The organism is Streptomyces sp. NPDC048514, from assembly GCF_043199955.1.
Lineage (GTDB): Bacteria > Actinomycetota > Actinomycetes > Streptomycetales > Streptomycetaceae > Streptomyces.
On record NZ_JBICWT010000007.1, the window covers coordinates 189,188 to 208,897 of the forward strand.

General features: G+C 72.6%; 19 protein-coding genes. 13 read left to right on the forward strand and 6 right to left on the reverse strand.

What is annotated here, in order from left to right; genetic code table 11:
• The first annotated feature begins 316 nt into the window (after window positions 1-316).
• From ACGFT2_RS17360 to ACGFT2_RS17380, 5 genes are read left to right on the forward strand one after another with little or no spacing between them, the layout of a single operon-like run.
• Complete coding sequence (locus tag ACGFT2_RS17360) at window positions 317-1,975, forward strand: sensor histidine kinase (RefSeq protein ID WP_393278745.1); 1,659 nt, start codon at window positions 317-319, stop codon at window positions 1,973-1,975.
• Window positions 1,972-2,376: a roadblock/LC7 domain-containing protein gene (locus ACGFT2_RS17365; protein WP_393278747.1), complete on the forward strand. Its 405-nt coding sequence runs from the start codon at window positions 1,972-1,974 to the stop codon at window positions 2,374-2,376. Before ACGFT2_RS17360 ends, ACGFT2_RS17365 begins: the two co-directional genes overlap by 4 nt.
• Window positions 2,373-2,789 (forward strand): DUF742 domain-containing protein, encoded by a 417-nt coding sequence (locus ACGFT2_RS17370; RefSeq protein ID WP_393278749.1) that lies wholly within the window; start codon window positions 2,373-2,375, stop codon window positions 2,787-2,789. The genes ACGFT2_RS17365 and ACGFT2_RS17370 overlap by 4 nt, the downstream gene beginning before the upstream one ends.
• The gene (locus ACGFT2_RS17375) at window positions 2,770-3,390 is read left to right on the forward strand and encodes an ATP/GTP-binding protein (RefSeq protein ID WP_393278751.1); all 621 of its coding nucleotides are present in this window, start codon (window positions 2,770-2,772) and stop codon (window positions 3,388-3,390) included. Before ACGFT2_RS17370 ends, ACGFT2_RS17375 begins: the two co-directional genes overlap by 20 nt.
• 41 nt (window positions 3,391-3,431) lie before the next feature.
• Window positions 3,432-4,916: a cytochrome P450 gene (locus ACGFT2_RS17380; RefSeq protein ID WP_393278753.1), complete on the forward strand. Its 1,485-nt coding sequence runs from the start codon at window positions 3,432-3,434 to the stop codon at window positions 4,914-4,916.
• Between the two features lie 9 nt (window positions 4,917-4,925).
• Here the strand turns inward: ACGFT2_RS17380 and ACGFT2_RS17385 are convergent, their stop codons facing one another.
• Window positions 4,926-5,876 (reverse strand): RluA family pseudouridine synthase, encoded by a 951-nt coding sequence (locus ACGFT2_RS17385; protein ID WP_393278755.1) that lies wholly within the window; start codon window positions 5,874-5,876, stop codon window positions 4,926-4,928.
• 63 nt (window positions 5,877-5,939) lie between these two features.
• Here ACGFT2_RS17385 and ACGFT2_RS17390 point away from each other — a divergent pair, with 63 nt between their 5' ends.
• Together ACGFT2_RS17390 and ACGFT2_RS17395 are read left to right on the forward strand one after the other, a co-directional pair.
• The gene (locus tag ACGFT2_RS17390) at window positions 5,940-6,521 is read left to right on the forward strand and encodes a GNAT family N-acetyltransferase (protein ID WP_393278757.1); all 582 of its coding nucleotides are present in this window, start codon (window positions 5,940-5,942) and stop codon (window positions 6,519-6,521) included.
• A gap of 133 nt (window positions 6,522-6,654) precedes the next feature.
• The gene (locus tag ACGFT2_RS17395; protein ID WP_393278759.1) at window positions 6,655-7,593 is read left to right on the forward strand and encodes a 5'-nucleotidase; all 939 of its coding nucleotides are present in this window, start codon (window positions 6,655-6,657) and stop codon (window positions 7,591-7,593) included.
• Window positions 7,594-7,673: 80 nt separating this feature from the next.
• Here the strand turns inward: ACGFT2_RS17395 and ACGFT2_RS17400 are convergent, their stop codons facing one another.
• Complete coding sequence (locus ACGFT2_RS17400; RefSeq protein ID WP_393278761.1) at window positions 7,674-8,519, reverse strand: siderophore-interacting protein; 846 nt, start codon at window positions 8,517-8,519, stop codon at window positions 7,674-7,676.
• Window positions 8,520-8,625: 106 nt separating this feature from the next.
• The gene (locus ACGFT2_RS17405; protein WP_393278763.1) at window positions 8,626-9,552 is read right to left on the reverse strand and encodes a 5'-3' exonuclease H3TH domain-containing protein; all 927 of its coding nucleotides are present in this window, start codon (window positions 9,550-9,552) and stop codon (window positions 8,626-8,628) included.
• Window positions 9,553-9,751: 199 nt separating this feature from the next.
• On the opposite strand from ACGFT2_RS17405, the gene ACGFT2_RS17410 reads away from it, so the two are divergent.
• From ACGFT2_RS17410 to ACGFT2_RS17425, 4 genes are all read left to right on the forward strand, one after another.
• Window positions 9,752-10,828 carry a glycine betaine/L-proline ABC transporter ATP-binding protein gene (locus ACGFT2_RS17410; protein WP_393278765.1) on the forward strand — a complete coding sequence of 359 codons (1,077 nt, stop codon included), beginning with the start codon at window positions 9,752-9,754 and terminating at the stop codon, window positions 10,826-10,828.
• Window positions 10,821-12,635 carry an ABC transporter permease/substrate binding protein gene (locus tag ACGFT2_RS17415; protein ID WP_393278767.1) on the forward strand — a complete coding sequence of 605 codons (1,815 nt, stop codon included), beginning with the start codon at window positions 10,821-10,823 and terminating at the stop codon, window positions 12,633-12,635. The genes ACGFT2_RS17410 and ACGFT2_RS17415 overlap by 8 nt, the downstream gene beginning before the upstream one ends.
• Window positions 12,636-13,019: 384 nt before the next feature.
• Window positions 13,020-13,598: a helix-turn-helix domain-containing protein gene (locus ACGFT2_RS17420; protein WP_393278769.1), complete on the forward strand. Its 579-nt coding sequence runs from the start codon at window positions 13,020-13,022 to the stop codon at window positions 13,596-13,598.
• 101 nt (window positions 13,599-13,699) lie between these two features.
• Window positions 13,700-14,419, forward strand: a complete 720-nt coding sequence (locus ACGFT2_RS17425; RefSeq protein WP_393278771.1) for a helical backbone metal receptor — start codon at window positions 13,700-13,702, stop codon at window positions 14,417-14,419.
• Here the strand turns inward: ACGFT2_RS17425 and ACGFT2_RS17430 are convergent.
• Window positions 14,331-15,497: a TDT family transporter gene (locus ACGFT2_RS17430; protein WP_393278773.1), complete on the reverse strand. Its 1,167-nt coding sequence runs from the start codon at window positions 15,495-15,497 to the stop codon at window positions 14,331-14,333. The genes ACGFT2_RS17425 and ACGFT2_RS17430 overlap by 89 nt on opposite strands.
• 70 nt (window positions 15,498-15,567) lie before the next feature.
• Between ACGFT2_RS17430 and ACGFT2_RS17435 the strand changes: the two genes are divergently transcribed.
• On the forward strand, window positions 15,568-16,491 hold the full coding sequence (locus ACGFT2_RS17435) for a LysR family transcriptional regulator (RefSeq protein ID WP_393278775.1): 924 nt from the start codon (window positions 15,568-15,570) through the stop codon (window positions 16,489-16,491).
• A gap of 269 nt (window positions 16,492-16,760) precedes the next feature.
• Here the strand turns inward: ACGFT2_RS17435 and ACGFT2_RS17440 are convergent, their stop codons facing one another.
• The gene (locus ACGFT2_RS17440) at window positions 16,761-17,447 is read right to left on the reverse strand and encodes a gamma-glutamyl-gamma-aminobutyrate hydrolase family protein (protein ID WP_393278777.1); all 687 of its coding nucleotides are present in this window, start codon (window positions 17,445-17,447) and stop codon (window positions 16,761-16,763) included.
• 52 nt (window positions 17,448-17,499) lie between these two features.
• Window positions 17,500-18,252, reverse strand: a complete 753-nt coding sequence (locus ACGFT2_RS17445) for a FadR/GntR family transcriptional regulator (RefSeq protein WP_393278779.1) — start codon at window positions 18,250-18,252, stop codon at window positions 17,500-17,502.
• Between the two features lie 95 nt (window positions 18,253-18,347).
• Between ACGFT2_RS17445 and ACGFT2_RS17450 the strand changes: the two genes are divergently transcribed.
• Window positions 18,348-19,706: a glutamine synthetase family protein gene (locus tag ACGFT2_RS17450; RefSeq protein WP_393278781.1), complete on the forward strand. Its 1,359-nt coding sequence runs from the start codon at window positions 18,348-18,350 to the stop codon at window positions 19,704-19,706.
• The last annotated feature ends 4 nt before the right edge of the window (window positions 19,707-19,710 follow it).

Below are 19,710 nucleotides of genomic sequence, written 5' to 3' on the forward strand. Positions count from 1 at the left end.
CGCGTCATCCGAGTCCGGGTCACTTTTCACCCTTCACGGTGAGTGACTTTCGCATGCCCGTGCATGGTGACCGAACGTGTGCGAATGACAGCCCAGCGTGCAAATGGAGCTGAGAGTACCGCAGTCGTGCGGGGGATTCAGGTGCTTGCCGAATATGACACGGCGATGATCCGGTCGGACTAAGCTCGCCCGCGGCGCACCGAGTTGAGGTGAATTCGTGCGCTTGTTCCCAGACATCCGGAAGATCCCGTCGTTCCATGAACCTTCCCCCCGAAAGCACCCCCGACACCCAGCCGATTCGTCCCAGAAGGCATCCATGGTGAGTGTTCAGAAGCCTCCCGGCGGCCGTGAACGTCCCTATGCGCGCGTGCTGTTGCCGCCGGCCATATTGATGGCCGCCGCCGGCGGAGCCGCCGTGGCCCTGGTACCGGCGGCGGCCCGGCTCGCCGTCGGCCTGTGCGGGGCGCTGGCCGTGCTGCTGGTCCTCGCCACCGGCGCGGAGGCCGCCCGCCGCGGCCGCCTGCTCCGCGAGGCGCGGGCCGAACATGCCCGTCACTGCGCGTACCTGGAGCACCGGCTCGCCGCCCAGGACGAGCTGATCACCCGCTTCGCCGTCGACGTCCTGCCCACCGGTCTGCTCCGGCTGCGCGCCGGGGAACCGCTCCGGGACGTGCTGCGCAACGTCTACGACGTGGACCCCGAGCTGCGCGGGCTGCACGAGTCGTACCGCGAGATGTTCCGGGTCGCGCTGCGCGGCGCCGACCACGAGATCTCGATGCGCGACGCCACCGAGCGCTCCTTCGTGAGCATCGCCCGCCGCGTGCAGGCCATCGTCCACCAGCAGGCCAAGGAGCTGCGGGAGATGGAGGAGGACCACGGCCGCAACCCCGAGGTCTTCGACGACCTGCTCCGGCTCGACCACGGCACCTCGCTGATCGGCCGGCTCGCCGACACCATCTCGGTCCTCGGCGGCGGCCGCCCCGGCCGCCAGTGGCCCCTGCCGGTCTCCCTGTACAGCGTGCTGCGGGGTGCCATGTCCCGCATCCTGGAGTACCGCCGTATCGAGCTGAGCTCCATCGTCAACATCAACATCAAGGGCACCGCCGTCGAGCCGGTCATCCACGCGGCCGCCGAACTCCTCGACAACGCCACCCGCTACTCGCCGCCCTCGAACAAGGTGCACGTCACCGCCTCCGAGGTGCAGGCAGGCATCGCCATCGAGATCGAGGACGCCGGCGTCAGCCTGAGCGAGGAGTCCCGCGCCCGCATCGAGCAGATGATCGAGGACGCGAAGAACGGCGACGACGCGCAGAACCTGGGCGAGAACCCGCGTCTCGGCCTCGCCGTCGTCGGCCGGCTCTGCAAGCACTTCGACATGGAGGTCTCGCTGCGCGCCTCGGCCTACGGCGGCGTCCGCGCGATCCTCATCGTCCCGCGCGTCATGACCACCACCGAGCCCGGCGTGGGCGCCGCGCACGGCATCGGTGCCACCGGCGTACCGCAGCCCGAACTCGGCGCCGTCGAGGGCCCGAAGCGCCCGCCCAAGAAGCGCCGCCCCACCAGCCCCAAGATTCCCGCCGGAATCTCCATGGAGGACGACGTCCCCGAGGTCACCGAGTGGACCGCGGGCGGCCTGCCGCAGCGCCGCAGCAGGGTGAAGACGCCCCTCAGCCAGCGGTACGCCGAACAGGCCGCCATCGAGCGCGCCGAACGTGAGGGCAGGCCGACGATCTGGTCCCAGACCAGGGCCGAGCCGGAATCCGAACCCGAGATCGACCCCGAGCGCAAGAAGCTCCTGGACCGGCCGCCGGGCATGTGGATGGAAGCGTTCTGGGACGGCCTGAGGAAGGGCATGCCCGCGGACGCCACCGCGTCCGAACTGACCGACTTCACGCTCAACCCGACCAAGTACCTGCACCTGCTCAACGATTCGGACGGCCCCGCCGAGGGCGACGACGAGGGGAACCTCCAGTGATCCAGCAGCGAGCGAACCTGGACTGGATGCTCAAGCAGCTGAACGACGGCGTGCCGGGCATCGAGATGATCGTGGTCCTGTCGGCCGACGGGCTGCGCATCGCCCGCTACGGCGGCGACCCCGACGCCGCGGACCGGGTGGCCGCCGCCTGCGCGGGCGTGCAGAGCCTGGCCGGTGCCATCATCCAGGAGATCCCCGGCGCCGGGGAGATGAAGGTCGTCGTCTTCGAGATCGAGGGCGGCTACTTCTACCTCATGAACGCCGGCGCCAACGCCTACCTCGCCGTGCTCGCCGACGTGACCTGCGAGCCGGGCCGGATGAGCGGCATGATGCGCGACCTCGTCGTCCGGATCGGCGCCCACCTCACCAGTCCGCCCCGGCGGAACGGGCAGACCGTATGACTCCTCCACGACGCAAACGGCGCGGCCCACGGCAGGAGCCGGCCCCTCCCGCGCCGCCCCCCAAGGCGGAGAACGGCGAGGCACCGCCCAGGAACCCCGAACGCCTGTACACCATCGCCGGGTCCGCCGAGGGCGGCCGGGCCGAACTCGACCTCGTGACCCTGATCGTGGCGCGCTCCACGCCGCCGCCGGCCGCCTCGCCCGAGCAGGCGGCAGTGCTCCGGCTCTCCACCGCCCCACTGTCCGTGGCCGAGCTGTCGGCCTATCTGCAACTGCCGTTCAGTGCGATGACCGTACTGATCACCGAGCTGATCGCGGCCGAACTGGTGCAGGCGCGCGCCTCGATCGCCCGCCAGGCGCTTCCCGACCGTTCACTCCTCGAAGCGGTGATGCATGGACTTCAACGGCTCTGAAACCCTCCCCGGCCCACGCACCGAGGACCATCTGCCGCTCACGGCCCAGGCGGCGGTGAAGATCGTGATCGTGGGCGGCTTCGGCGTCGGCAAGACCACCATGGTCGGTTCCGTCAGCGACATCCGCCCGCTGACCACCGAGGAGACCATGACCCAGGCCGGTATCGGCGTGGACGACGACTACGGGTCCGACTCCAAGACGGCCACCACCGTGGCCATGGACTTCGGCCGCATCGGCATCACGGACAAGCTGGTGCTCTACCTGTTCGGCACCCCCGGCCAGGAGCGCTTCTGGTTCCTGTGGAACGGCCTCTTCGAGGGCGCCCTCGGCGCGGTCGTCCTGGTCGACACCCGGCGCCTGGAGGTCAGCTTCGACGTCATGGGCCGGCTGGAGGAGCGCGGCGTGCCGTTCGTCGTCGCCGTCAACACCTTTCCCGACGCGCCCCGTTACCCGGTCGAGGAACTGCGCACCGCCCTGGACCTCGCCCCGGACATCCCGATCATGGACTGCGACGTGCGCCGCCGGGCCTCCAGCAAGGACGTGCTGATGACCCTCATGCGCTTCCTGCACTCCATCGCCCTGTCCGGCGCCCTCACCTGACCCCCACCCCACGACCCACCATCCGTTCCGGAGAGATCACCGTGACGCCTGAATCCTCGTCCCTCACCGGCACAGACCCCACCTCCGGCCCGCCGCCGGGCTGCCCGGCGCACGGCCTGGGCCCCGGGGGACTGCACCGGCTCTACGGCTCCGACGCCGAGGACCTCGGCGGCCTCTACGAGCGCCTGCGGGACCAGCACGGCTCAGTGGCCCCCGTCCTGCTGCACGACGACGTACCCATGTGGGTGGTGCTCGGGCACGCCGAGAACCTGCAGCTGGTGCGCAGTCCCTCGCAGTACACCCGCGACAGCCGCATCTGGTCCCCGCTGCTGGACGGCACGGTCAAGCCCGACCACCCGCTCATGCCGCACATCGCCTGGCAGCCCATCTGCTCCCATGCCGAGGGCGACGAGCACCAGCGGCTGCGTGCCGCGGTCACCGCGGCCATGTCGACCATCGACCACCGCAGCGTCCGCCGCCACATCGGCCGCTACACCCAGGGCCTGGTCAACGGCTTCTGCGAGCGGGGCGGGGCCGACCTGGTCTCCCAGTTCGCCGAGCACCTGCCGATGGCCGTCATGTGCGAGATCCTCGGCATGGCGGAGGAGTACAACGACCGGATGGTGCAGGCCGCCCGGGACGCCCTGAAGGGCACCGAGACCGCCATCCAGAGCCACACCTACGTCATGGACGCGCTGAGCCGGCTCACCACCCGGCGCCGCGCCCGGCCCGAGGACGACTTCACCAGTCACCTCATCACCCACCCGGCCGGGCTCTCCGACGACGAGGTCCGTGAACACCTGCGGCTCGTCCTCTTCGCGGCCTACGAGGCCACCGCCAACCTGCTCGCCAACGCGCTGCGCATGGTCCTCACGGAGCCGGGGTTCCGCGCCCAGCTCAACGGCGGCCAGATGACCGTGCCGGAGGCGATCGAGCAGTCCCTGTGGGACGAGCCGCCGTTCAGCACCGTCTTCGGCTACTACGCCAAGCAGGACACCGAACTGGGCGGCCGGCGCATCCGCAAGGGCGACGGGCTGCTGTTCGCCCCGGCGCCGGGCAACCTCGACCCGCGGATCCGCCCGGACCTGTCGGCCGGCATGCAGGGCAACCGCTCCCACCTGGCCTTCGGCGGCGGCCCGCACGAGTGCCCCGGCCAGGACATCGGCCGCGCCATCGCCGACGTCGGTGTCGACGCCCTGCTGACCCGGCTGCCCGACATCCGGCTCGACTGCCCGGAGGAGGAGCTGCGCTGGCGGGCGTCCATCGCCTCCCGGCAGCTGGTGGCCCTGCCGGTGCAGTTCGATCCCAAGCCGCAGCAGGACGTCGATCTGCCGCCCCGCGCCATGCCGTTGCCGCAGCAGCGCGCCAACTGGCAGGTGAGCACGGCGGTCGGCGAGCCGGCAACCGCGGCCGAACCGCGGCCGGTGCCGGCCGCCCCGGCCCCCGGCCCCGTCCTTCCGAGTCCGGAGCCGGCCGGGCCCCGGGGGGTCTGGCAGCGCCTGCTGCGCTGGTGGCGCGGCGAGTGAGCGGTGGCCTCAGTCCCCGCCGGCCCAGGTCTCGTACGACGTCCAGGCCCGCAGCGCGCGCCCGCTGACGAACGCGTGCTCCGCCCCGGTGACCGGATCGGTGAACCCCAGCCTCCGCGCGAGCAGTTGCAGCGGACGCCGGAAGTCACCGGCCGGCACCGGGCCGGTCACCTCCGGATACAGCGGGTCGCCGAGGATGGGCACGCCGAGCGCGTTCAGATGCACGCGCAGCTGATGGGTCTGCCCGGTCGCCGGGACGAGCCGGTAGTGGCCCAGTCCGTCCCGGTGCCCGGCGAGTTCCACGTATGTCTCGGCGTTCGGCTCGCCCTCGACCTCCCGCGCAGCCTGCACCCCGCGCTCCTTCAGGATCCTGCTGCGCACGGTCCGGGGGAGGGCGAGCGAGGGGTCGTACGGCGCGACCGCCTCGTACTCCTTGCGGACCAGCCGGTTGCCGAACAGCGTCTGGTACGCACCGCGTTCCCCGGGCCGCACGGTGAACAGCACGAGTCCCGCCGTCAGCCGGTCCAGCCGGTGCGCCGCCGTCAGAGCCGGGATGCCCAGCTCGCGCCGCAGCCGGGCCAGCGCGGTCTCGGTGACATGCGTGCCGCGCGGGGTCGTGGCCAGGAAGTGCGGTTTGTCGGCCACCACGATGTGCTCGTCCCGGTACACCACCTCGATCGGGAAGGGCACCGGCACCTCGGCCGGCAGTTCCCGGTGGAACCACACGAACATCCCCGGCTCGTACGGCGCGTCCGGCGCCACCGGCCGGCCGTCGGCCCCGACGATCAGGCCCGCGTCGAACATGCCCTCGATCGTCCCGGGACCGGCCCCCGTGAGCCGCCCCACCAGATGCTCCCGCACGGTGGCCCAGGCCTCGCCCATGGGCAGCCGCACCCGCACGGGGTCCACACCGTCGCGCTGGGGGAGCGGGGCGGGCGGGGGCGGGGTGCGGCGTCTCATCGAATCCAGGGTAGAGGCCGTAAACGGGTGGGTGCCGGCCGTGCACGCGGCAGTATGTGGATCATGCCGTTCCTGACCAGCCCGGTGCTGACCCCCGGAGCCCTCGCCCGCACCCCCCAGCCCGCCCTCCCCACCGGTGACGGCCTGCTCCTGCGCCCCTGGCGGGCCGAGGACGCGTCCGCCGTCCACGCCGCCTTCCAGGACCCGGTGCTGAACCAGTGGCACCTCAGGACCTGCGACTCCGAGGAGGAGGCCGCCGGCTGGATCGCGCAGTGGCGGACGGGGTGGGAGGGCGAACGAGAGGCCCAGTGGGCCGTGGTGGACGAGTCGGGCGGCGAACTGCAGGGCAGGGTCGCGCTGCGGCAGATACTGCTCGGCGACGGGGTCGCCGAGGTCGCCTACTGGACCGTGGCGCGGGCGCGCGGGCGGGGCGTCGCGGCCCGGGCCGCCACCAGGCTGAGCCGCTGGGCCTTCGACGAGATCGGCTTCCACCGCCTCGAACTCTTCCACGCCGCCGCCAACGAGGCGTCCTGCCGGGTCGCCGCCAAGGCCGGGTTCGCGATGGAGGGCACCAAGCGCAGCGCCCTCCTCCATCCGGACGGCTGGCACGACATGCACTTCCACGCCCGCGTACGCGGCGACTGAGCGGCACCACCGCGGCGGCCACCGCCACGAACCGGCGCCGCCACAGGCCGGGACCGTCACGAACCGGCACCACCGCGCGCGGCGCCCGTGACATGATGGCGGGCCGATTCCCGCCGTACCGAGGTGCCACCGCATGCCGGCCTTCGAGCTAGCCGACCGACTCGTCGTCGGAGTCGCCTCCAGCGCCCTGTTCGATCTGCGGGAGTCGGACGCGGTCTTCCGGGAACAGGGCGAAGAGGCCTACCGGGCCCACCAGGAGGAGCACGTGGACGACACGCTCCGTCCGGGGGTCGCCTTCGCCTTCCTGCGGCGGCTGCTGTCGCTGAACGAGCTGAGCGATCCGGACGACCCCCTCGTCGAGGTCATCATCCTCTCCCGCAACGACCCCGACACCGGCCTGCGGGTCATGCGGTCGATCCAGACCCACGGCCTGCCGATCAGCCGGGCCATCTTCCGGCAGGGGCGTTCGCCGTACCCGTTCATGACGGCGCTGAACATGTCCCTGTTCCTGTCCGCCGACGAGCGTGACGTGCGTGAGGCCGTCGCCGCCGGGCTGCCGGCCGGGCACGTGCTCGGTTCGGCGTACGCGGACGACCCCGCCGACCCGGAGCTGCGGATCGCCTTCGACTTCGACGGCGTGCTCGCCGGTGACGCCGCGGAACGGGTGTACCAGTCCGGCGGGCTGGAGGCGTTCCGCGCGCACGAGGCCCGGAACGCGGCGACCCCGCACGATCCCGGGCCGCTGCGCGACTTCCTCGCCGGCGTGAACCGCATACAGCGGCGGGAGGAGGAGCGGCGCAGGAGCGATCCCGGCTACGCGACGCGCGTCCACGTGTCCATCGTGACCGCGCGCAACGCGCCCGCGCACGAGCGTGCCGTGCGGAGCCTGAAGGAGTGGGGCGTGCGGGTCGACGACGCCTTCTTCCTCGGCGGCATAGACAAGGGCGCGGTCATGAAGGTGCTCAACCCGCACATCTTCTTCGACGACCAGGTGACCCACCTGGAGAGCACGTCGCGGACCACGCCCAGCGTGCACATCCCGTTCGGCAAGATCAACGAGGCGGCGACCTGAGGGTGGTGGCCCCCTGACGGCGACCTGAGGGTGGTGGCCCTCCGGGTGCTGCGGCCGCGGCGGATGCCGCGGCGGCGGGTTCAGGCCGCCTGCGCGCCGTTCTCCTGCTCGGCCTCGATGCGGGCGTTCCAGTCCCGCTTGGAGGCCTGCCAGCCGTCCTCGTTGTGGCCGAGGCGCCAGTAGCCGGAGATGGACAGGTCCTCGCGCGGGGTCTGCAGTTCGACGCGGAGCAGGCGGCGCAGTTCCTTCACGAAGGTCGCCTCGCCGTGCACGAACGCGTGCAGCCGTCCCTCGGGGAAGTCCAGCGCGTGCACGGCCTCCAGCAGGGCCTCGCCGACCGGCCGGTCCCCGCGGTGCAGCCAGGAGACCTGCACCTCGGAGTCGATCTTCTGCTCCTCCCCGGGACCCGGCACCTCGACGAAGGCGTGCGCACGGGCGCCGGCGGGCAGCGCCTCCAGGGCGCGGGCGATCGCGGGCAGCGCGCTCTCGTCACCGGCGAGCAGATGCCAGTCGGCCTCGGGGTCGGGTGCGTAGGCGCCACCGGGACCCATGAAGTGGATCTCCTCGCCGGGCTGTACGCGGACGGCCCACGGTCCGGCCAGGCCCGCGTCGCCGTGGATGACGAAGTCCAGGGTCAGCTCCCGGTGTTCCGGGTCCCAGGCGCGCACGGTGTAGGTCCGGGTCACCGGCCACTGCTCACGCGGGAACTCGGCCCGGATCCGCTCCAGGTCGAAGGGGACCGGGTAGGTCACGCCCTCGGGGCCGAACAGCAGCTTCACATAGTGGTCGGTGCAGGTGTCCGCCGTGAATCCCTCGAGACCGTCGCCGCCGAGCACCACGCGCTGCATGTGCGGGGTGAGCCGTTCGGTCCGCACCACCCGGGCGGTACGGGCCTTGCGCGGCTTTCGTCCAGGGCGCTCTGCCATCACGGCCTCCTGCAAATTGGTTAGGTTTACCTAAGTTAGCATCCCGCTCCGCTTCGGTACCTCTCTTCCGACTACCCGACGAGTGCCCTTTACCGGAAAATTCCCGTCAGTGCCGCTCGGCGAGCGTGCTCAGCAGCCGCTGCAGCGAGCCGCCCAGTCCCCAGCGCTTCGCCAGCTCCTCCAGGGCCGCGGGATCGCGCGGCCCGCGCGGTACGGCGGTGTCGACGTCCGGCAGCGGCACGTCTTCGGCCACCCGCACCACCTTCGGGGCGACCGCGAGGTACGGCCCGGCCTCGGTGAGCCGCCTCCGCTGCGCCGGCGTGAGTCTGGCCCGCGGATCGGCCGCCGCCGCGACGATCCCGGCCAGGTCGCCGAACTCGGCGAGCAGTTTGGCCGCCGTCTTCTCGCCGACCCCGGCCACGCCCGGCAGGCCGTCGCTCGGGTCGCCGCGCAGCAGCGCGAGATCCGCGTAGCCGCGCCCGCCGACCCCGTACTTCTCGCGCAGCACCGCCTCGTCGGTCAGCTGCAGGGTGCCGACCCCCTTGAGCGGGTACAGCACCCGGATCCCGCGGGCGTCGTCCACCAGCTGGTACAGGTCGCGGTCGCCGGTGACGATGTCCACCGGGCCGTCCGCGCGCGCGGTGAACGTGCCGATCACGTCGTCCGCCTCGTACCCGGCGACCCCTACGCGGGCGATCCCGAGCGCGTCCAGGACGTCCTCGATCACCGGCACCTGCGGGGAGAGCGTGTCCGGCACCTGCTCCTCGTCGGGGGCGCCCGTGTGCTCCTCGGCGACCCGGTGCGCCTTGTAGGTGGGGATGAGGTCCACCCGCCACTGCGGCCGCCAGTCGGCGTCCATGCAGGCCACCAGCTCGTCCGGCCGGTGGTCCTTGACCAGCCGGTCGACGAAGTCCAGCAGCCCGCGCACGGCGTTCACCGGGGTGCCGTCCGGTGCCTTCACGGAGTCCGGCACGCCGAAGTAGGCGCGGAAGTACAGCGAGGCGGTGTCGAGGAGCATCAGTCGTCCGGTCACGTTCGCATCATGCCGCACGGCACCGACAGCGACCCCATATGCCGGAACACGTTGCGCGATGCGCATCGCCGTGAGGCCGGCCACGCCGGGGTTTGCCCCGGCCCGACCTGGGGAGGCGCCGCCTCGGAACGAGGCCCGTCGCCCCGACCTGTCGGCCGGCCCTCGTCCTCTCTCCCTGTCCCCGAGACGTGAGGTACGCGTGCAAGCGAGGCTTGAGGCGGAGCACCTGTACAAGGTGTTCGGCAGACGACCGGACGAAGCAGTGGAACGACTGCGGCGAGGCGCCGACCGGGAGGAACTGCGCGCCGACGGGACCACCGCCGCCGTGATCGACGCCTCCTTCCGCGTCGACGAGGGCGAGATCTTCGTCGTCATGGGGCTCTCGGGCTCCGGCAAGTCCACCCTCCTGCGCACGCTCAACGGGCTGCTGGAGCCCACCGCGGGCACCGTGCGATTCGACGGCGAGGACCTGACCGCCCTCACCCACCGCGGCCTGCGCGAGCTGCGCGCGAAGAAGATCAGCATGGTCTTCCAGCACTTCGCGCTCTTCCCGCACCGCAGCGTCCGCGACAACGCCGCCTACGGTCTGGAAGTGCAGGGCGTGCCCCGCGCCGAGCGCGCACGCCGCGCCGACGAGGCGCTCGCCCTGTGCGGCCTGGCCGGGTGGGAGAAGTCCTGGCCCGACGAGCTCTCCGGCGGCATGCAGCAGCGCGTCGGCCTGGCCCGCGCCCTGGCCACCGACGCCGACCTGCTGCTGATGGACGAGTCCTTCAGCGCCCTGGACCCGCTGATCCGCCGGGACATGCAGGACCAGCTCCTGGAACTGCAGAAGACCCTGAAGAAGACCATCGTCTTCATCACCCACGATCTCAACGAGGCCATGCGGCTCGGCGACCGGATAGCCGTCATGCGCGACGGCCGGATCGTCCAGACCGGCACCGCCGAGGACATCCTGCTGCGCCCCGCGAACGACTACGTCGCCTCCTTCATCCAGGACGTCGACCGCTCCCGCGTGCTGACCGCCGCCGCCGTGATGGACACCGAACTGCGCGGTGACGAGGCGGACTGCGACTGCGAGACCGCGACGCCTGCGACGCCGTTCACCGAGCTGTGCGCGATCAGCGCCCGGCTGTCCCACCCGGTCGCCGTCCTCGACGCCGGCCGCACCCTCGTCGGGGTGGTGCCCCGGCAGCGCCTGGTCGGGTTCCTCGGCGACGAAGAGGACGGGCCCACGGCGTGCGGCACCGGCCCGAAGAAGGTGATCTCCCGTGCCTAGGCTGCCCCTCGGCGACTGGGTCGACTCCGGTGTGAACTGGCTGGTCGACCATCTCTCCTGGCTCTTCGACGCCATCAAGGCGGTCATGGAGGGCATGTACGACGGCATCGACGCCGTGCTCGCCGCCCCCCAGCCCCTGCTCATGGCCGGCATCCTCGCCGTCGTCGCCTGGTGGCTGCGCGGCCTGCTCGCCGGTGTCCTCGCCTTCGCCGGATTCGCGCTCGTCGACTCGCTGGAGCTGTGGGACCGGGCGATGTCCACCCTCGCCCTGGTGCTCGTGGCGACCGTGATCGCCCTGGTGATCTCCCTCCCGCTGGGCGTCTGGGCGGCCCGGTCCAGGGCGGTCAGCGCCGCCGTACGGCCCGTGCTGGACCTGCTGCAGACCATGCCGTCGATGGTCCTGCTGATCCCGGCCATGCTCTTCTTCGGCCTCGGCACGGCCGCCGGTGTGGTCGCCACCCTGATCTTCGCGCTCGCCCCCGGCGTCCGCATGACCGAGCTGGGCATCCGCCAGGTCGACGCCGAACTGGTGGAGGCCGCGGAGGCGTTCGGCACCACGCCGCGCGACGTCCTGTGGCGGGTCCAGCTGCCGCTCGCCCTGCCGACCATCATGGCCGGTGTCAACCAGGTGATCATGCTGGGTCTGTCCATGGTCGTGATCGCCGGCATGGTCGGCACCGGCGGCCTCGGCGGTGCCGTCAACGAGGCCATCGGCCAGCTCGACATCGGCTACGGCTTCGAGGCGGGCGTCGGCATCGTCGTCCTCGCGATCTACCTGGACCGCGTCACCGGCGCCCTCGGCACCCAGCTGTCCCCGCTGGGCCGCAGGGCCGCCGCGAAGGCCCCCACGCGCGCGTGGGCGTACCGTCCGCGCCCCGTGGTCGCCGTGGTGGGTGTGGTCGTCCTCGCCCTGGCCGCGGGCGGACTCGGGATCTTCGGCTCCTCCGCCGGCAGCTCCGAGGCCTCCGGCACGAACGTCGGCAAGGGCAAGGAGGTGAGCATCGGCTACATCCCCTGGGACGAGGGCATCGCCTCCACCTTCCTGTGGAAGGAGCTGCTGGAGCAGCGCGGCTTCAAGGTGACCACCAGCCAGTACGCCGCCGGCCCCCTCTACACCGGCCTCGCCACCGGCCAGCTGGACTTCGAGACCGACTCGTGGCTGCCCACCACGCACGCCGAGTACTGGAAGAAGTACGGCAAGCAGCTCGACGACCTGGGCTCGTGGTTCGGCCCCACGTCGCTGGAGCTGTCCGTGCCGTCCTACGTGAAGGACGTGAACTCCCTGGCGGACCTGAAGGCCCACGCCTCGGAGTTCGGCGGGAAGATCGTCGGCATCGAGCCCAGCGCGGGTGAGATGGGCCTGCTCAAGAGCAAGGTGCTCAAGGCGTACGGCCTCGAGGGCGATTACGACGTGGTCGACGGCTCCACCCCGGCCATGCTGGCCGAGCTCAAGCGCGCCTACGCCAGGAAGCAGCCGGTCGTCGTCACCCTGTGGTCGCCGCACTGGGCGTACAACGACTACGGCCTGAAGAAGCTCGAGGACCCCCAGGGTGCCTGGGGCAAGGGCGACGGGGTGCACACCCTGACCCGTAAGGGCTTCGCCGCCGACAACCCCGAGGTCGGCCGCTGGCTGAAGGACTTCTCCATGACCGAGAAGCAGCTCACCGGCCTGGAGGCGGAGATCCAGAAGGCCGGCAAGGGCAAGGAGCAGGACGCCGTGCGTGCCTGGCTGGGCCGCGACCCGGGGCTGGTCGACAAGTGGGCCCCGGTCGCGGGACAGCGGGCGCAGAGCCGGGCGGCCGGGTGACCTGACGGGCCCGGACGCCCGCCCGGGGGGCGGATCACACCGTACGACGATGGGTGTACGGTGCGGTCCGCCCCTTGTGGCGTGTGGGACACGGGAGCGATCCGGCCAATCACGGTGGGTGATGATCGTTGGCCTGCGGCAGGGCTCCAGGCCCAGCTGGTCGGCATATTCATCCTCTGGAGGGATGGTCCTCCGCGAGACTCCACACCCCCTGCGGACTGGCGTGAACCGTGAGGTGCGGGCCCGTGGCCATGCCGGGGATGCGACAGCCGCATGAAACGGTTTGCCGAACATGCGTAGGGTGCAGACAAGTCATCGGAAGAGGTGTGCCCCCTAGTGGGCACCCGGACAGCGGCACGACGAGCGAGGGAGGGAGCCGGAGCGATGGGCGACCACAAAGAGCAGCAGCCCGTGCGGGTGGGCGCGGCCGTCCGGCGACGCCGCCGTGCGCTGGAGCTGACCCTCGCGGTCGTGGCGGAGCGCACCGGCCTGTCGGTGCCCTTCCTCAGCCAGGTCGAGAACGACCGGGCCCGCCCCAGCAGCAGCTCCCTGGAGAAGCTGGCCGACGCCCTGCGCACGACGGCCGTCGAGCTCCTCGCCGCCGCCGACCCGGCGGCCAGCGTGGACGTCGTCCGCGCCGAGCCCCTCGCCGAAGCCGAAGGGGTCTTCGACCCTCGTACCCGCTCCCTGGTGCGCGGCCACCACCAGCTGCACGCCTCCGAGTTCACCGGCGATCACGACGCGGGCCGCGAGTTCCAGCACCGCAACGACGAGCTGATGTACGTCGCCGACGGTGCCGTGGAGATCGAGGCGGAGGGCCGCGCCTACCGTCTCGGCCGTGGCGACACCCTGTACCTGACCGGTGGCGTCCGGCACCGCTGGCGGGCCACCGTCCCGGACACCCGGGTCGTCGTGGTCGCGGTCGCCGAACACATCGAGGCCGTCCAGGACAGGTCCCGCTAGATGGGTGCCGGGGCGGCCCGACGGCCGTGCGCGGGTTCGCCGGGGCCGCTCGCGCGGTTCCCCGCGCCTCCTGGGGGCGCTGACCCCGCCGGGGCCGCGTAGTGCGGGTCGTCTCCCTGGTCCCGTCCCTCACCGAGGCCGTCGCGGTGACGCTTCCCGGGGCCCTCGCCGGCGCCACCGACTGGTGCTGCCGTCCCGAGGACCTGGACGTCGCCCGTGTAGGCGGTACGAAGAACCCGGCGCTGGACCGGATCGTCGCCCTGGCCCCCGACCTGGTGATCGCCAACGAGGAGGAGAACCGCGCCCCCGACCTCGACGCGCTGCGCGCGGCCGGCCTGCACGTGCTGGTCACGGAGGTGCGGAGCGTGCCACAGGCCTGCACGGAGCTGGACCGGGTGCTGACCGCGTGCGGCGCGCGGGGACGCCCGCGCTGGCTGGACGAGGCGGAGGAGGCCTGGACCGCGCTGCCGGAGCCGGCGGAGCGCAGGACGGCGGTCGTACCGGTCTGGCGCCGCCCCTGGATGGTCCTCGGCCGGGACACCTTCGCCGGTGACCTCCTGGCCCGCCTGGGCGTCGACCACGTCTACGCCGCGCACCCCGAGCGGTACCCCCGGGTACCCCTGGAGGAGCTGCGCGCGAAGGCCCCGGACCTGGTGGTCCTGCCCGACGAGCCCTACCGCTTCACCGCCGGCGACGGTCCGGAGGCCTTCCCCGGCCTGCCCTGCGCACTTGTCAGCGGACGGCACCTGACCTGGTACGGCCCGTCGCTGGCGCGGGCTCCACGGGTGCTGGCCGGGGCCCTTGGAGCAGCCGGCCGCTGAGCAGGCCGCGCAGCGTCCCGCCGGCGGCCGCGAGCCAGGCGGCGAGGAGAACGGCGTACAGCCCTACGGCCAGGGCCTCGTACCCGGCGAGTCCGGTGTGCCGGGCGAGTGCCGCGGCCCCGGTGACACAGGTGCCCACCGGGAAGGTGAACGCCCACCAGGTCATCGCGAACCCCATGCCCCGCCGCCGGGCCCGCACCACGTGCGCCGTCGCCAGTCCCAGCCACAGCAGCGCGAACCCCATGACCGGCACCCCGTACAGCACGGCGAACACCCCGAGGCCGCGGTCGTACGGGGCGGGTACGACACCGGGAGCGGCGTCCGCGATCAGCGCTGTCGCGGTGGTGGACTGCCCGAGCGGGCCCAGGACCAGGAACAGCGTCGGGGTGAGCGCGAGCGGCAGCGGACCCGAGGTGATCAGCCGGCCGAAGACCAGCGGCAGCATCAGCAGCGTGGCGAACAGGCTCAGCCCGAACAGCGCGAAGCAGCCGAGCAGCAGGCTCTCCCGGGGCTGGCCCGGCGGCAGCCGGGGCACCAGCAGGGGGCCGAGCGCGGCCGACACCATGGGCGCGACCAGCGGCAGCAGCCACACCGGGGTGGCCTGGGACGGCTCGACGCGATGGCGTACCGGCATCAGGTAGGGGACGGCGACGGCGGCCGCGAGCCCGATGGCCGTGCCGCTGGTGAACAGCACGGTGTCGAGGGCCACGGCCGGTCCGGTGCCGAGCAGGGGCCGCCCGGCCGTCATGGCGCCGCCGCCCACCGCCAGCAGGGCCATGGCCAGACAGCCGTAGAAGGGGGCCACGGCCGGGTCGAGGAGATGGGCGCGGGCCTGGTCGCCGTGGCGGCCCCAGTGCAGCGCCCGCGCCGCCAGCAGGACGATCAGCATGAGCAGCGACAGCACCCAGAACCCCGCGAAGACACCACGCAGCCCGCTCGGGTGTCCGGGCAGCGCGGCGCCGGCCGAACCGACGACGGCGGTTCCCATGACGGAGGCGTACCAGTTGGGGCCGAGGTGGCGGACCCGGGCGGCACGGGGCAGGACGGGGGCGGGCAGGGGCTGGGCTGCGGTGACCATGGTCCCACCGTCTCCCCGTTGCCCGCCCCTGACCAGGGAGTTCAATCCTATGAGGGCATAAGCTGGTCTTATGAGTGAGGCGGAGGGGCAGCGGGAGCGCACGGAGTCACTGGGCTACCGGGTACCGGATCTGGCCGCACTGGAGCTGTTGCTGGCGGTGGCGCGGCTGGGCAGTCTGGGTGCGGCCGCCCGGGAGGTCGGCATCACCCAGCCGGCCGCCAGCAGCCGGCTGCGCTCCATGGAGCGGCAGCTGGGCGTGGCCCTGGTGGACCGCTCGCCGCGCGGTTCCCGGCTCACCGACGCGGGCGCCCTGGTCACGGACTGGGCCCGCCGGGTGGTGGAGGCGGCGGCGGCCTTCGACGCGGGCGCGCGGGCACTGCGCGACCGGCGGGACTCGCGTCTGCGGGTCGCGGCGAGCATGACCATCGCCGAGTACCTGCTGCCGGGCTGGCTGCTCGCGCTGCACGCCGAGCGTCCCGACACCGCCGTCTCCCTGCTCGCGGGCAACTCGGCGAAGGTCGCGGAGCTGCTGCTGTCCGGCGAGGCGGACCTCGGGTTCGTGGAGGGCCTGTCGGTGCCGACCGGCCTGGACTCCGCCGTGATCGCCCACGACCGGCTGATCGTCGTCACCGCCCCCGGCCATCCGTGGGCCCGGCGCGGGCGGCCCGTGACGGCGGAGGAACTCGCGGCGACCCCGCTCATCCTGCGCGAGCGCGGCTCCGGCACCCGTCAGGTCCTGGACGCGGCCCTCGGCGGACTGGCCCGGCCCCTGATCGAGCTGTCCTCGACCACGGCGGTCAAGGCCTCCGCGGTCAGCGGCGCGGGCCCGTCCGTGCTGAGCGAGTTGGCGGTGGGGGAGGAGCTGGCCCTGCGGCGCCTGGTCGGCATTCCGGTGGAGGGCGTGCCGCTGCGCCGGGACCTGCGCGCGGTGTGGCCGACGGGCCACCGGCCGACCGGCCCGGCCCGGGAACTGCTGTCGCTGACCCGGGGGTGACGCGGGCGGGGGCCGAGGGCTGTGGCCGCCGGGGGATCGCGTCGGGGACGCCGCGCCGACCCACGAGCCCGTTCGGACTGTCGGCGTCGGCTGCGGCTGACGTGGGGTGATGCGGGCCGGGCCGGGAGCGGCTGTCCCCGACGCGCGGCGAAGTGGCCAGGGAGCCGCCGTCGGCGGGGGTGACGCGGCCCGGCGGGCGGCTCGCCCTTTCCCGACCGTGCCTCGTGTGACGCTCATCCTCTGGCCCGCCGCGGCCGTTCCGGTCCGGCTCAGGTGGCGGCTGTGACCAGGGCCCGCATCACCCGGAGGTCCTCGCCCATCTCCGGGTGCCACTGCACCCCGAGCACCCAGCCCCGGTCCGGTGGCAGTTCGACGGCTTCCACGGTCCCGTCCGCCGCGTAGGCCGACGGCAGCAGTCCCTCGCCGAGCCGCTCCACCGCCTGGTGGTGGTACGTCGGCACCGTCAGCTCCTCCGGGACGATCCCGGCGTACAGCGTGCCCGGCACCGGCTTCACCGGGTGCCCGCCGAAGACGCCGACCGCCTCCGCGTGCCCGTCCAGGTGCTGGACGAGGCTGCCGCCGAAAGCCACGTTCAGCATCTGCATGCCCCGGCAGACCCCCAGCAACGGCACGCCCGCGGCCAGGGCCGCGTCGATCAGGGCCAGCTCCCAGGCATCCCGCTCGGGTGCCGGAGGCCCGCAACGGGGGGAGCGTTCGGCGCCGTAGCGCGCGGGGTCGACGTCCGGTCCGCCCGCGATCACCAGCCCGTCGAGCCGGGCGACCGCGGCCGGCGCGTGCTCCGCCGCGTCCGGCGGCAGCATCGCGGCCAGGCCGCCGGCCCGCTGCACCATGCCGGGATACGCGGCCGGCAGCAGCGCCGCCGCCAGCTCCCACACGCCCCAGCGCGCGCCCGTCTCCAGATACGTGCTCACACCGATCAGCGGTCGTACGGTCATGCCGCCCTCCCTGGAAGTCAAAGGTGCACCCGCATACCTTTGCAGAAGCGTGCTACGCCAGGAAGCCCCGCAACAGGGCGGCCGTACCCGCGCAGTGCTCGCGCATCATCTCCCGCGCCCCGTCCGCGTCCCCGTCCAGCACCGCCTCCACCAGCGCGGTGTGCTGCCGCTGGGAGTGCTCCAGGTTGCGCACCAGCAGCGGGATGCAGTCGAGCAGGTCGTTGACCGTGGCCCGGACGGCGGCGTACTGCGCGGTCAGGGACGGCGAACCGCACAGCTCGGCGAGGGTCAGGTGCAGCAGCGTGTCCAGGCGCCGGTAGTCGGCGAGCGGGGCCTCGTGCGTGCGGTCCAGTGCCTGCCGCAGCCGCTCGGACTGCGCCTCGGTCAGCCCGTGTGCCGCGCACAGCCCGGCCGCCCCGACCTCCAGCACCTCCCGGAAGCGCAGCACGTCCTCGATGTCGACCTCGGCGATGCGCCGGCGCAGTTCGTCCTCGCCGCCCGCGTCCGCCCGGGGCCGTACGAAGGTGCCGCCGTACCGCCCGCGCCGCGCCTCCACCAGCCCCTGGTCCTGCAGCACCTTCAGCACCTCGCGCAGGGTCACCCGGCTGATCCCGAGCCGCTCCGCCAGGTCCCGCTCGGCCGGCAGCCGCTCGCCGCCCGGCACCAGACCGAGCCGCACGACCTGCAGGATCTGCTCCAGCGCCTCCTCGAAGCCGTTGCCCGCCCGCACCGGCCGCAGCACCGGTGCGAGCCGGTCGCCGGTCTCCTGGGCACGCGCCCCGTCCCACTCCGTCTCCCGCGACATCCGCCCCACCCCCTTCCCAAGCAATGGTTCAGAGCAATACCTTATGACTCCCGGCCCGGCCGAAGAAGCGCGAAGGCGCCCAAGGAGGCTTTCCCGTGGCACACCGCACCGCCCCGCTCAGCACCGAGGAACTGCATGCCCTCGTCGCGAGCGGTGAGATCGACACTGTCGTCCTGGCCTTCCCCGACATGCAAGGGCGTCTCCAGGGCAAGCGGTTCGCCGCCCGCTTCTTCCTCGACGAGGTCCTGCACCACGGCACCGAGGGCTGCAACTACCTCCTCGCCGTCGACACCGAGATGAACACGGTCGACGGCTACGCGATGTCCTCCTGGGACAGCGGCTACGGCGACTTCGCCATGCACCCCGACCTCACGACCCTGCGCCGCGTCCCCTGGCACCCCGGCACCGCCCTGCTCGTCGCCGACCTCGCCTGGAACGACGACACCCCGGTGGTCGCCGCGCCCCGCCAGATCCTGCGCCGCCAGCTGGACCGGCTCGCCGAACTCGGCTACACCGCCCAGGTCGGCACCGAGCTGGAGTTCATCGTCTTCAAGGACACCTACGAGCAGGCCTGGGACGCGAACTACCGGAACCTGACCCCGGCCAACCAGTACAACATCGACTACTCCGTCCTCGGCACCGGCCGCATCGAGCCCCTGCTGCGCCGCCTGCGCAACGACATGGCCGCCGCCGGCCTCACCGTGGAGTCCGCCAAGGGCGAGTGCAACCCCGGCCAGCACGAGATCGTATTCCGCTACGACGAGGCCCTACGCACCTGCGACCAGCACGCCCTGTACAAGACCGGAGCCAAGGAGATCGCCGCCCAGGAAGGCGTCTCGATCACCTTCATGGCCAAGTACAACGAGCGCGAGGGCAACTCCTGCCACATCCATCTCTCGCTGACGGACGCCGACGGAGCCAACGCGATGGCGGCCCCCGACGGGATGTCCGACGTGATGCGGTACTTCCTCGCCGGGCAACTGGCCGCCCTGCGCGACTTCTCGCTGCTCTACGCCCCGAACATCAACAGCTACAAGCGGTTCCAGCCCGGCTCCTTCGCCCCGACCGCCGTCGCCTGGGGTCACGACAACCGCACCTGCGCCCTGCGCGTGGTCGGCCACGGGCGCTCGATGCGCTTCGAGAACCGCCTGCCCGGCGGCGACGTCAACCCCTACCTGGCCGTGGCCGGGCTGATCGCGGCCGGTCTGCACGGCGTCGAGCACAAGCTCGAACTGCCCGACCCGTGTGCCGGCAACGCCTACACCGCCGGTTTCGACCAGGTGCCGACCACCCTGCGCGAGGCGGCCGAACTCTGGGAGCACAGCCCGATCGCCCGGGCCGCCTTCGGCGACGAGGTCGTGGCCCACTACCGGAACATGGCGCGCGTCGAGCTGGACGCCTACGACGCCGCGGTCACCGACTGGGAGCTGCGCCGCTCCTTCGAACGCCTGTGAGCGC

Excerpts from the sequence above, each read along its gene's own strand:
- ACGFT2_RS17360 (WP_393278745.1), top strand. The coding sequence starts at position 317 with ATGGTGAGTGTTCAGAAGCCTCCCGGCGGCCGTGAACGTCCCTATGCG.
- ACGFT2_RS17370 (WP_393278749.1), top strand. The coding sequence starts at position 2,373 with ATGACTCCTCCACGACGCAAACGGCGCGGCCCACGGCAGGAGCCGGCC.
- ACGFT2_RS17375 (WP_393278751.1), top strand. The coding sequence starts at position 2,770 with ATGGACTTCAACGGCTCTGAAACCCTCCCCGGCCCACGCACCGAGGAC.
- ACGFT2_RS17385 (WP_393278755.1), bottom strand. The coding sequence starts at position 5,876 with ATGAGACGCCGCACCCCGCCCCCGCCCGCCCCGCTCCCCCAGCGCGAC.
- ACGFT2_RS17390 (WP_393278757.1), top strand. The coding sequence starts at position 5,940 with ATGCCGTTCCTGACCAGCCCGGTGCTGACCCCCGGAGCCCTCGCCCGC.
- ACGFT2_RS17395 (WP_393278759.1), top strand. The coding sequence starts at position 6,655 with ATGCCGGCCTTCGAGCTAGCCGACCGACTCGTCGTCGGAGTCGCCTCC.
- ACGFT2_RS17400 (WP_393278761.1), bottom strand. The coding sequence starts at position 8,519 with ATGGCAGAGCGCCCTGGACGAAAGCCGCGCAAGGCCCGTACCGCCCGG.
- ACGFT2_RS17420 (WP_393278769.1), top strand. The coding sequence starts at position 13,020 with ATGGGCGACCACAAAGAGCAGCAGCCCGTGCGGGTGGGCGCGGCCGTC.
- ACGFT2_RS17430 (WP_393278773.1), bottom strand. The coding sequence starts at position 15,497 with ATGGTCACCGCAGCCCAGCCCCTGCCCGCCCCCGTCCTGCCCCGTGCC.
- ACGFT2_RS17435 (WP_393278775.1), top strand. The coding sequence starts at position 15,568 with ATGAGTGAGGCGGAGGGGCAGCGGGAGCGCACGGAGTCACTGGGCTAC.
- ACGFT2_RS17440 (WP_393278777.1), bottom strand. The coding sequence starts at position 17,447 with ATGACCGTACGACCGCTGATCGGTGTGAGCACGTATCTGGAGACGGGC.
- ACGFT2_RS17445 (WP_393278779.1), bottom strand. The coding sequence starts at position 18,252 with ATGTCGCGGGAGACGGAGTGGGACGGGGCGCGTGCCCAGGAGACCGGC.